Raw genomic sequence first — 12,043 nt, forward strand, 5'->3', positions numbered from 1 at the left:
TACCGGCTACCCCCGGGGGATATTATCTGCAGCAACGCTGGGTGTGTCGTTATTATCGAAGCAACGCGCCGCCAAAGGCATTCCACCGGGACAAGGGACTCACGCTGATGGTCTGGACCCTGAGCAACAGGCTGCTTTTCGCCGCCATCTTCATCTCGGGCTTCTCGGCCCTCATCTACCAGTTGATCTGGGTCCGCCTGCTGGGCCTGGTCTTCGGCGTCAGCAGCTTCGCCGTCGCCACCGTGGTCGCCGTGTTCCTGCTGGGCCTCGGACTCGGCGGTTACGTGTTCGGGCGCTGGTCGGAACGCACCCGCGATCCGCTGCGGATCTACCTCTACGTGGAGCTTGGGATTGCTGCGACTTCGCTGCTCTCCTACCTGGTCATCGAGACGCTGCCCGTCTACCGCTACCTCTACGAATACGCATACAACAACCTCGGATTCTACGGGCTTTCGATCGCGCGCCTGGCCCTGTCGTTGATCGTGCTGCTGCCGCCCGTCTTTCTCATCGGCGGCACCATGCCGCTGATCGCAAAGTACTTCCTGCGCTCGCCCGAGAACCTCGGCTCCGGTTTCAGCAAGCTCTACTACGTCAACACGCTCGGCGCCTGCGCCGGCGTGCTTCTGACCGGCTTCTTCTTCGTGAAGTACTTCGGCGTCATCGCGACGCTGATGATCGCGATCGGGGGGAATATCCTCGTCGCGCTCATCGTCGCCACGAGCAAGACGAAGACCGCCCGGCCCGAGCCGGCGACCAAGGAGCATGCGCCCTATTCCTACATGCTGTTCTTCCTGTTTCTCACCGGCTTCATCACCCTGAGCTACGAGATGCTGTGGGTGCGCATCCTCTCCACCTACGGCCTGTCCACCTCCCAGGCCTTCGCCCTGATCCTCACGGGCTTCCTGCTGGGCTTCTCGGTCGGCTCGTGGATCGTGGCGCGCAAGGTGGACCAGCGACAGGACCTCGAGACGTGGTTCAGCGCCGTCTCCATCGTCACCGCGCTCAGCGGCGCGCTCGTGCTCGTGCTGTTCCGCCAGTTCGAGAGCATCACGGTCCTGCTCACAGACTGGATGCCGCTGAGTTACCTCTCGCTCAGCCTCGCGCTGGCGTTCGTCGTCTCGTTCATCCCGGCGGTCTTCATGGGCATCCTGTTCCCGCTGGGGGTCCGCATTTACGTGCACGACGTGGACCGGATCGGCGCCAAGGCAGGCAACACCTTCCTCTCCAACACGGTCGGCTGCGTGCTGGGCAGCCTGCTCACCGGCTTCGTGCTGATCCCGTTCTTCGGCATGTGGAACACCACGCTGATCCTCGTGAACCTGAGCCTGCTGATCGCGGTCGTGCTGCTTGTCAGGGGCGCGGGCCGTGCTCCGCTGCAGTGGAGCGCACTCGTGGTCGTCGCGGTGGTCGCCAACCTGCTGGTGTTTTCCGACAGCAAGACCTTCCATGCCCAGCTGAAAGGACCCGACCTTCGGACCGCCGCGCAGGGCTTCGAAGTGATCTACTACGCGGAAGGCGTCTCCGGCACCGTCACGGCCATCGAGCGGGGCAACTACCGCGGGCTGTTCGTGGACGGCCAGAACGTGTCCGGCACGGATCCGGTGCTGCTCGCCGATTCGAAGATGCTGGCCCACATACCGCTGTTACTGGCCGAGGAACCGGAAGTCGCGCTGACCGTGGGCTACGGCACGGGCACCACCTCGGGGAGCATGCTGCTCCACGGGGTGGAGGTCCACGCCGTCGAGATCGAGAAGAAGATCATGGAGGCCGCGCCGCTGTTCAGCGACGTCAACTACGACTCGTTCGCTGATCCAGATATCAACATCGTGCTCGACGACGCGCGCAACTACATCGCCATGACGGACGAGGAATTCGACGTGATCGTCACGGACGTGACGAACCTGAAATACAAGCGCAACCCGTATCTCTACACGCAGGAATACTTCGAACTCATGCGCGACGCGCTCACGGACGACGGCGTCGCCGCAGCATGGCTGCCGGTCGGCGGCTTGTCCTTCGACGATCTGCGCACGCTGATCGCAACCTTCGACCGCGTCTTTCCGCACACGACGACCTGGTATTTCACCCAGTTCCCGACCCACTTCATCATTCTCGTGGGCACGCCGGAACCGGTGGTGGTGAACCTGGCCGAGCTCAAGCAAAAGATGACCCAGGTCGAGGGGGATCTGCGCAGCCTCGACGTCGACAATGTCTATGAGCTGGCCAGCATGCTGCTGTTGGGAGAGAACGACGTCGATGCGCTGGTCGCAAGGCAGCCGCTACACACCGACAACCGCCCAATCCTCGAGTACTCCGACATGGACCTCTACATGGCCACGGACGTCGCGCCGAACCTGGGGAAACTCCTGGAGTTCCAGGAAGAGGACCTGCTCGAGTATTTCATCGGCACGGAAAGCCAACTTGAGGTGCTGGAGGAGCACTTCGAGGAGTACACCGGGCATTACGAGAACTACGTGCGTATGTACGAGCGCCAGCTCCGGGAATAATCATCAGTCGCAACAGCCATCGCCCGGCGGGCGGTTCGCCCGCCTTACAACAGCACCAGTGAGGCGAGTCCCAGGAAGGCGAAAAAGCCCACCACGTCGGTGACCGTCGTGACGAAGGGACCGGAGGCCAGTGCCGGGTCGACGCCCATCCTGTCGAGCGCCAGCGGCAGCACGATCCCGGCGAAGGCCGCAGCCGCAAGGGTCAGCATCATTGCCACGGCGATGACCAGCGCGAGCATCGGCAGGCCGAACCAGAACCCGGCGACGAGCGACATGATGATGCCGAAGGCGCAGCCGTTCAGCACGCCCACGACGACCTCGCGCCACAGCACCCGCCGGGCATTCTTCCCGGTGAGTTCGCGCGTGGCCAGGGCGCGCACCGCCACGGTCATGGACTGAGTCCCGGCGTTCCCGCCCATCGAGGCCACGATCGGCATCAGCACGGCCAGCGCCACCAGGGCGTCGATCTCGGCCTCGAACATCGAGATCACGAAGGAGGCGAAGATGGCGGTCAGCAGGTTGATGAACAGCCAGACGAAGCGCCCGCGCGTCGTGTCCCAGATCGGGTCGCTGAGCGAACTCTCCTCGCTCACGCCGGCCAGGCGCAGGATATCTTCCTCGTGCTCCTCGTCGAGCACGTTCATGGCGTCATCGATGGTGATGACCCCGACGAGACGCTCCGCCTCGTCGACGACAGGCATCGAGATCAGGTGGTACTTGTTGAACAGGTGCGCGACCTCGGCCTCGTCCTCGGTCGCCTTGACCGTGCGAAAGCTCTCTTCCGCGATGTCCACCAGGGCGACGTCCCGCCGCGAAGCCAGCACCCGGCCGAGCGTCACGTAGCCGGTCGGCTTGCCTTCCGCGTCCACCAGGATGATGTGGTAGAACTGGTCGGGCAGCCACTCCGCGGAACGCAGGTAGTCGATCATCTCGCCGACGTTGAAATCCTGCGGCGCCGTGACCGTCTCCCATTGCATGAGGCGGCCGGCCGAGCTTTCGGGCCATGCCATGGCGCTCTGCACGGCCGCGCGGTCTTTCTTCTCCAGCGAACGCAGGATGAAGTCCCGTTCGGGCTGCTCGAGATCCTCGAGGATGTCGACGAGATCGTCGGAGTCGAGCTCGCGCACCGCTTCGGCGAGCACCTCGGGCGGCAGGACCTCGATGACCTCTTCGCGGATCGACTCGTCGATCTCGGAGAGGATCTCGCCCTCGAACTCGGCGGCATAGAGCCGGAGGAACCTCGAGCGCTGGTCCGTGTCGACCTGTTCGAGCAGGTCGGCGATGTCCGCCGGGTGGACCGGCGCGAGCGCCTCTTTCAGCGCGACCGCATCCTCCGCCTCCAGGGCGGCGCGGATGACCTGCCACTGCTCAGGGGTGATTTCCTCGAGGACTTCGGCGACGTCCTCGGTTTGTTCCGTGGTCTGCATCGGCTCTCGATCTCCCGGGCGTGGCCCCGCTATCTTACGCGGACGTGCCCGGCAGCGTGGAACTTCAGCGCGCGTTGTTGAGCTCCGCCAGCTTCTGCCTGGCACGGGCCGGATATGCGTAAGCTTCGTCCGCAGGCGCCCAGGTGTCCATGGCACGCTCGAGGTGCTCGATGGCCTTGGCATTGCGCCCGCGTGCCTCGTGGACGAGGGCCAGCTCGTAGTTGGCCCGGCCGTTCGATGGCTGTGCCGTGAGCGTCTCCCGGAGGTGCCGCTCGGCGGCTTCCAGGTCTCCCTTGGCGCGATAGACGCGGCCCAGCTGAAGAGGGATCTCGGTATCCGTCGGCGACAGGCGGCGCTCCTCCTCGTAGGCGGCGATTGCCGCCTCCCATTCGCCGCGTATCTCGTGCAGCCGGCCCTGCCCGAACACGATATCCCGCTGCAGCGAGTTCAGTCCCGTGCGCTCCAGCATCGCCCTTGCATCGTCCAGCGCAAGCGCCAGCGCCTCCGCATCCCCTATCGCCTCGTGGACGGCGACCCGCCCGATCGGCGCCAGGGCGTCCATGGGCGCCTGGAGCTGACTGCTCAGTGCCTCCAGCCGCTCCAGTGCCGTTTCGGCCTGGCCGGCATGAACATAGGTGCGCAATCCCATCAGCTGGAGCTGGACCTGGGGCAGCGGTGGCTGGAAGACCGCTGCCGCGGCTTCTCCCTGCAACTGGTAGTCGAGAGCGCGACTGTAGGCGCCTCGATAAGCGTGGTAGCTCCGCAACGCGCGAAGCACTTCCCAGCGCTGCTGCGGCGTCTTCGCTCCGGCGAGCGCTCGTTCGTAGGCCGCCTCGGCCGCATCGAACTCGCCCGTATCGGCATACAGATCGGCGAGACCGTTGATGATGCCCACGTTCCCGGGATCCATCAGCGACGCGCGTTCGAAAAGCGCACGTGCCTCGTCATGGTTGCCGACGCGGTTCTCCAGCCTGGCCAGGCGGACCAGGCCCGTCTCGTTCCCCGGTTGCGCCTCGATCATTTGCTCGTAGGCCGAGCGCGCTGCGTCCGGCTTGCCGAGCTGTTCGTTCAGGTCCCCGACATGCTCGATGATATCCAGTCGCGTGGGATCGAGGTCGAGTGCCTTCTCGAAGGCCGCCAGCGCCCCTTCCCGGTCGCCCTGGAAGGTCCGGACCTGGGCACTGTAGAGCTGCGCATCGAGATCCTGCGGGTAGAGTTCGGCCCACATTTCATACACGGCAAATGCTTTCGGCAGGTCCTGTTGCATGGCGTACCACTCGGCGCGCACGGCGAACTGGAAGCGCTCCGGCATGCGATAGACATGATCCATCACGTTGCGAATGGCATCGGTGGCGGCAGCAACGTCCCCGATGAGGATGTTCAGGCGGTAGAGCTGGAACCCCGCGACGGCGTAGGTCGGGTCGAGATCCGTCGCACGCTGCATTGCCTCGCGCGCCGCCTGGAAATCATCCTGCTCGAGCACGGCGAGGTCGCCATATCCATAGGCCTGCAACGCCTCGATCGAAGCCGTGGCGTGATCACGGGCAGGCAGGTCGAGGGTCTCCTCGATGTACCTGGCGGGCAGGCCGAGATCCTTGCGCAGCTGTATGGCGGCTGCGTCGATGAGCGCCATCAGGTCCTCGTTCTCATAGTCATGCGCGGCGACCACGCCGCCGCGCTCGGCGTCGTGCAGCAGGAGAGACAGCCGGAAAATGGCGCCATCGTAAGAGAATTTGCCGTCCAGGAAGTGATCGATGTTGAGTTCGCGGGTGATGCGGCGTCTCAGGGGACGGGGTACCTCCGTGACCTCGTAGCCGGCGTTGCGCGCCTTGTCCCGGTACGTCGCCGGGGTCCGGGCGTCGATGAAACTGTCCTGGACCAGGTCGACGGCGAGGACGTTCAGTACGCCGGTCCCAAGCGCCTGGGCGTCCGCGTCCTCCTTGACGAGAGCGAACGGGAACAGCACGACGCCCTTGCGAAACTCGCTCTTCGCCACGGTGCGCTCGACTGGGGTCCCGTCCGGACCCTCGACCGTCACCGTCGTGGTCATCGCGCCCAGGTCGCGGCCCGCGAACAGGGCGGCGAGCACACCAACGGTTACCACCGCGTTCAGCGGGATGAACACTTTCTCGACCCGTTGCCAGCGGTCCGGGCCTCGCCTGCCGTGGAAATAGGTGAACAGCGCGACGCTCGGGAGCATCAGCAGAAGGAGCAGCAGCACCAAGTTCGTGAGGTGCGGCGACAGCAGGAAGCGCTCCTCGAGGAACGCGAAGAACTCGACGAGGATCCACGACCCCGCGAGATAGGCCGCGAGGTACTGCGGCACCCGCCGCTCCATCAAGTCCTTCGTGATGCCGTTGCTCATGCGACCTCCCCGTGGGCCAGGATCCGCGCTGGCGAGTTCACTTTTCGCTGCACCGCAGTCCCAAACGATTCTACCGTGACGCGCCTTCGATCGCGTCCCACTTCACCGCTTCGCCGCTGGCCACGTCCTGGATGACCCGCTTTCCCACCACGGCCTCGAAAAATTTCGGCGCCAGGCCGTATCCCGGCCGCACGCTGCGTACCGCATCCGCGGTGATGGTCTCGCCCGCCGCGAGGTTCTTGACGAAATACAGGGAGCGGCGGAACTGGACGTTCCCCTGCTCGCTGGACTTGCGGCCATAATCCACCTGCCCCAGCGCTTCCCATGCGGTATGCGCACCGCGGACCAGTGCCTCGAGTTCGGCGGGCTCGAGCGAGAAGCTGTCGTCCGGCCCGCCGCCCTGGCGATCCAGCGTGAAATGCTTCTCGATGATCGAGGCGCCGAGCGCCACGCTGGCGATCGCCGTGGCGTTGTCGAGCGTATGGTCGGACAGGCCGATCACGACGCCGAAGCGCTCGCTCATGTCCGCCAGGGTGCGCAGGTTGTAGTCGGCCGCAGGCGCCGGGTAGCCGCTCACGCAATGCAGGAGCGCCAGCTGTCGGCAACCGCCCGAGCGTGCCGTCTCGACCGCCTCGCCGATTTCCCCGGCGTCGGCCATCCCGGTGGAGATGATCATGGGCTTGCCGGTCGCCGCCACGTAGCGGATCAGGGGCAGGTCCACCGCCTCGAAAGAGGCGATCTTGTACGCCGGCGCATCCAGGTCCTCGAGCAGGTCGACGGCCGTCGTGTCGAAGGGCGAACTGAAGATCGTGATGCCGAGCTTGCGCGCATGCTCGAACAGCGGCGCGTGCCACTCCCAGGGGGTATGCGCCTCCTCGTACAACTCGTAGAGCGTCCGCCCATCCCACAGACCGCCGCGAATACGGAACTCTTCGGCGTCGGAGTCGAGCGTGATCGTGTCGGGCCGATAGGTCTGCAGCTTCACCGCGTCGGCCCCGGACTGGCTCGCCACCTCGATCATCTTCATGGCCGCGTCCAGCCGGCCGTTGTGATTGGCGGAAACCTCCGCGATCACGTACGGCGCATGATCCGGGCCGATGGCCCGTCCCGCGATGGCGAATTCACTGGGCATTGCGCAGCTCCATCAGCTGTCCGGAAAATACTTCGGGTTGAGACAGGCCACGCAGACGCGGTCCACGGGTTGCCCGTCGCGCAGGTAGTATCCCTTCATGGTCGCCTCCACGAACCATCCGGCGCGCGTGTAAGCCTTGATCGCCGCGACGTTGGTGGCGAAGATGCCGCTGTGCAGCCGCCGCACGTCGTGTCGCTCGAAGGCCAGCGCATTGCCGAGCGCGATGGCCCGCGTCGCCAGGCCCTGGCCGAGAAAATCGCGGTTGCCGATCAACGCCACCAGGTCCGCGGTCTTGTTGCGCACATCGATCGGCCCGATCTTGAGGGTGCCGACGCGCTCGGCCCCCGCCGTCTCGATAAGGTAGTAGAACCACCGCCCGGTGTCGCGCCCCAGTTCGAAGTCCTTCACCAGGGTGTCACGATCGAAGACCCGGCCACTGCCGGTGAAGAAGTCGAGATGCCCGTCGTCGTTGGCGTACCAGCCGACGAGCTCAGCATCGAAGTCGTCCGCTGCGAGGGGTCGCAAATGGATGTCCACGGTCAATCTCTTCTCCAGGTGCCGGATCCCGGGGCGTCGCGCCCGCCGTGCGTCGCCAGCAGCCGGTCCGCCACCCGCCGGGTGCCAAGCCCGTCGCAGATCGCTGCGGCCGCCGCCGACATATCGGCGAGGCGCTGCGGTTCAGTCCAAATCGTACCAAGCACCGGAGGGAGCGTCGCGGCGACTTCTTCCGGGCCACCCAGGGCGAAGGCGGCGCCCGCGCCGACCAGTTCGCGGCACAGTTTCACCTGGTTGTCCGCGAGCACCACCAGCGCGCTCGGCAAGCCCATGCAGCAACGTTCCCACGAGGTGCTGCCGGCTGCGCCGATGCTGAAATCGCTCGCCGCCATGCGCACCGCCATGTCTCCCACGTCCACGGCGACCTCGACCGGAAACGGCAGCACTTCGGCCTGCGCTCGCACCTGCCCGATCCAGGGCGCCGCCCCGCCCATCACGACGGTCACCTCGACTTCGCCCCGAAGCGTGGCGGCGCCGAGCACCTCCAGCACCCGCCCGGTCGCATTGTCCCTGTCCACGCCACCCATGCTCACGAGCACGCGCGTGACAGGGGACCCGGCGCGGCGCGCCCGGCGTTGCTCGAGGCCGTCCGCCCGAAGCGCGGCGAATTCCGGGCGCAACAAGGCGAACTTCGGCCCGCACAACAGCTCGCAGCCCAGCGGCACGAGCCTGTCGTAGTCTCCCGGCGTGCTGCCGAGATTCTGGTCGAGGAGCAGGTCGCAATCGTGGGGCCGGTCCGCAAGGTCGTCGATGACCATGATCCGGTCCGCGGCGGAGCGCAGCGATTGTTCCCAGTCTCGATCGAGGCCGTAGTGATCGACCACCAGCCAGTCCGCCCGCGGGCTGCCGGCCGCACGGGGTTCGTCTCCCGCCCGGACGTCGAACCCGCGCCGGCGAATCTCCTCTATCCGGTCGCCCGGCAGCGCCCGGCACACGAATTCGCAGCTGGCGCCCCGCTCGCGCAACACGTCCGCAAGCGTCAGGCAACGCATCACGTGCCCGGTGCCGATCTCCAGCGAGGCGTCGGCGCGGAACACGATGCGGGGCGTCGAGCCCGGGCTCATCGTCTTGCCAGCACCTGGAACATGAGCTCGGCGCGCGCCCAGTCCTCCGGCGTATCGATGTCCTGCACGCGCTCCGCCGGGAGGACGAGCGGACGCGACGCCGGTGAAAAGATCGGCCGCTCCGACAGCCACGCCGCGCGCTTGCCCCAGTACCACTGCCCCGCGTCGTGATAAGCGGGCTCGAGGTCCTGCGAGCGCGTGGCGGCATGTTCGGGCTGGAACATCGCGACATGGCCGTCGGTGGTGATACGCAATGCGCGCTGGATCGGGAACCCGTAGCTCACCACCGGAAAAGCGTAGTCCACGCTCTCCTGCATCAGGATCTCCTCGCCCGCGCGGAGATCCTCCGCCCGGCAGAACGGCGCCGTCGCGTAGATGCAGCACGCCGCCTCGATCGCGCGAGCATCGGCCTCGGCCTCGCACCACCGGATGGCATGCGCGATCACCGGCACGGTCGGCGTGTGGTCGTCGGACAACGCCACAGGTCGTATGAACGGCACCTCGGCCCCGTGGGCCCGCGCGACCTCCGCGATCCCGGCGTCATCGGTGGACACGATCACCCGGTCGAAGCATCCCGAGCGCAGCGCCGCCTCGATCGACCACGCGATGATCGGCTTGCCGCAGAACGCCCGGATGTTCTTGCGCGGGATGCGCTTGCTGCCGCCGCGTGCCGGGATGACGGCCAGCTTCATCCAGCCAGCGCCTCGCGCAACGCGGCGACCACCTGGTCCTGCTCCGACTCGCTCAGCGTCGGGTACATGGGCAGGCTGATGGCCTCGGCGTAATAGGCTTCGGCGTTCGGGAAGTCGCCCGGGGCGAAGCCGAGTGCGCGGTAATAGGGCTGGAGATGGACCGGGATGTAGTGGACGTTCACGCCGATCCCCCGCGTGCGCAGTCCCTCGAACACGCTGCGCCGGCGCTCGCCATCGCCGCCGCCTTCGATCCGGATGACGTATAGATGGAGCCCCGAATAGCTGTCCGGGTGCTGCCAGGGTCGCGTCACCGGCAGCCCTGCGAGCAACGCATCGTAGCGGGCCGCCAGCGCATGCCGCCGGGCGACATAGTCGTCCAGCCTGTGCACCTGGCTGAGGCCGAGCGCCGCCTGCAGGTCGGTCAGGCGGTAGTTCAAACCGAGCGCCTGCTGCTCGTAGTACCACGGCCCGTCGGGGGGGCGAGACATCCTGGCGGCGTCACGCGTGATGCCGTGGCTGCGCAGCATTTCCATGCGCGCCGCGAGCTCGGCGTCGTTGCTCAGCGCCATGCCGCCCTCGGCGGTGGTGATGATCTTCACCGGGTGGAAACTGAACACGGTGATGTCGCTGTAGCGGCAGTCGCCGACGGGCGCATCGCGGTAGCGCCCGCCGATCGCGTGCGAGGCGTCCTCGATGATGCGAAAGCCGTAGCGATCGGCCAGCGCACGGATCGCCGCCATGTCGCAGGACTGGCCGCACAGGTGCACCGGCACGACGATCTTCGGCAGGCGGCCCGCCTGCTCGGCGGCCTGCAACTTCGCCTCGAGCGCGACCGGGCTCATGTTGTAGCTGCGCGGATCGATATCGACGAAATCCACGTCCGCTCCGCAGTACAGCGCACAGTTGGCCGACGCCACGAAAGTGACCGGGCTGGTCCAGAGCAGGTCGCCGGGCCCCAGGTCGAGTGCGAGACAGGCGATATGCAGGGCGCTGGTCGCGCTGTTCACCGCCACCGCGTGTCCCGCACCCGTGTAGCCGGCCACGGCTGCTTCGAAACGCGGCACCATCGGGCCCTGGGTCAGCCAGTCGGAGCGCAGCACCGCGACGACCGCGTCGATGTCGGCGTCGGTGATGTCCTGGCGGCCGTAGGGGATCACGGCCTAGACCGCGAAATCCGGATCGATGTGCTCCCGGACCAGGGCGCGGAGCTGCTCGACGCTGAGAAACTCCGGATTGGCGCCGCTGTTGTAGGCGTAGCCCGGTTCGACCGGCGTGCCGCCAAATCGCTCGCAATAGGCTTCCACGCCGAGCGCGCCCGTGGGCGACAGGATCGCGTAGTAATCGCCGAGATCCACCGTGTAGAAGCTGTCGCTGGAGGTGATCATTTCCTCGTGGATCTTCTCGCCCGGGCGGATTCCCAGCACCTCGTGGCGGCAATCCGGGCCGATCGCCGCAGCGACGTCGAGGATGCGGTAACTCGGGATCTTGGGGACGAAGATCTCGCCGCCGTGGGCGTTCTCCAGCGCCCACAGCACCATGTCCACGCCTTCCTGCAGGGTGATGTTGAAGCGCGTCATGTCGCCGTGAGTGATCGGCAGCACCCCGGTCTTGCGCTTTTCCAGGAAAAACGGGATCACCGAACCGCGGCTGCCCATCACGTTGCCGTAGCGCACGACCGAGAAGCGCAGGTCCCGCCAGCCCTTGATGTTGTTCGCCGCCGTGAACAGCTTGTCCGAGCAAAGCTTGGTCGCGCCGTAGAGATTGATCGGCGCCGCCGCCTTGTCGGTGGACAGCGCCACCACCCGCTTCACGTCGTTGTTCAGGCAGGCGTCGATCACGTTCTGCGCGCCGAGGACGTTGGTCTTGATGAACTCGAAGGGGTTGTACTCCGCCGCCGGCACCTGCTTGAGTGCCGCCGCGTGCACCACCGTGTCGATGCCTTCCAGCGCCCGACTGAGCCGCGCCTCATCGCGCACGTCGCCGAGGAAATAGCGCAGCCCCGGGTAGCGCTCCGGGCTGAACTCCTGGGCCATCTCGAACTGCTTGAGCTCGTCGCGGGAGAACACCACCAGGCGCTTGATGTCCGGGTGGCGCGCCAGCACGGTCCTTATGAAGGCCTTGCCGAAGGAGCCGGTTCCCCCGGTCACCAGGATGGATTGCAGGTCTTTCATGAACAGCCCCTGGCAGTCTCGTGCGGAACGCAACTGACTGATTAGCGCGGGATTCTAACAGAAAACCCCGCGACCCCACCGGGCCCCGAGAGGCATTGTGCCGCGGCCACGGACCCCGTGAACGCCATCC

Annotated in this window: 9 protein-coding genes; 1 reads left to right on the plus strand and 8 read right to left on the minus strand. The window is 66.3% G+C overall.

Annotated elements, in window-relative coordinates; genetic code table 11:
* Positions 1–107: 107 nt before the first annotated feature.
* Positions 108–2,507: a fused MFS/spermidine synthase gene (locus G6032_RS12495; RefSeq protein ID WP_165282490.1), complete on the plus strand. Its 2,400-nt coding sequence runs from the start codon at positions 108–110 to the stop codon at positions 2,505–2,507.
* Between the two features lie 44 nt (positions 2,508–2,551).
* Here G6032_RS12495 and mgtE read toward each other — a convergent pair whose 3' ends face one another.
* From mgtE to pseB, 8 genes are all read right to left on the minus strand, one after another.
* Complete coding sequence (gene mgtE / locus G6032_RS12500; RefSeq protein ID WP_165282491.1) at positions 2,552–3,934, minus strand: magnesium transporter; 1,383 nt, start codon at positions 3,932–3,934, stop codon at positions 2,552–2,554.
* A 64-nt stretch (positions 3,935–3,998) separates the two neighbouring features.
* Entirely contained in the window at positions 3,999–6,299 is a 2,301-nt protein-coding gene (locus G6032_RS12505) for a tetratricopeptide repeat protein (protein ID WP_165282492.1), read from the minus strand.
* 70 nt (positions 6,300–6,369) lie between these two features.
* Entirely contained in the window at positions 6,370–7,431 is a 1,062-nt protein-coding gene (pseI, locus tag G6032_RS12510; protein WP_165282493.1) for a pseudaminic acid synthase, read from the minus strand.
* A gap of 12 nt (positions 7,432–7,443) precedes the next feature.
* Complete coding sequence (locus G6032_RS12515; protein ID WP_165282494.1) at positions 7,444–7,968, minus strand: GNAT family protein; 525 nt, start codon at positions 7,966–7,968, stop codon at positions 7,444–7,446.
* A gap of 2 nt (positions 7,969–7,970) precedes the next feature.
* Complete coding sequence (pseG, locus tag G6032_RS12520; RefSeq protein ID WP_165282495.1) at positions 7,971–9,050, minus strand: UDP-2,4-diacetamido-2,4,6-trideoxy-beta-L-altropyranose hydrolase; 1,080 nt, start codon at positions 9,048–9,050, stop codon at positions 7,971–7,973.
* On the minus strand, positions 9,047–9,742 hold the full coding sequence (gene pseF, locus G6032_RS12525; protein ID WP_165282496.1) for a pseudaminic acid cytidylyltransferase: 696 nt from the start codon (positions 9,740–9,742) through the stop codon (positions 9,047–9,049). The genes pseG and pseF overlap by 4 nt, the downstream gene beginning before the upstream one ends.
* A complete protein-coding gene (gene pseC / locus G6032_RS12530; RefSeq protein WP_165282497.1) occupies positions 9,739–10,899 on the minus strand; it encodes a UDP-4-amino-4,6-dideoxy-N-acetyl-beta-L-altrosamine transaminase in 1,161 nt (386 codons plus the stop codon). The genes pseF and pseC overlap by 4 nt, the downstream gene beginning before the upstream one ends.
* A 3-nt stretch (positions 10,900–10,902) precedes the next feature.
* The gene (gene pseB / locus G6032_RS12535; protein WP_165282498.1) at positions 10,903–11,913 is read right to left on the minus strand and encodes a UDP-N-acetylglucosamine 4,6-dehydratase (inverting); all 1,011 of its coding nucleotides are present in this window, start codon (positions 11,911–11,913) and stop codon (positions 10,903–10,905) included.
* Between the last annotated feature and the right edge of the window lie 130 nt (positions 11,914–12,043).

It is taken from the genome of Wenzhouxiangella sp. XN24, from assembly GCF_011064545.1.
Lineage (GTDB): Bacteria > Pseudomonadota > Gammaproteobacteria > Steroidobacterales > XN24 > XN24.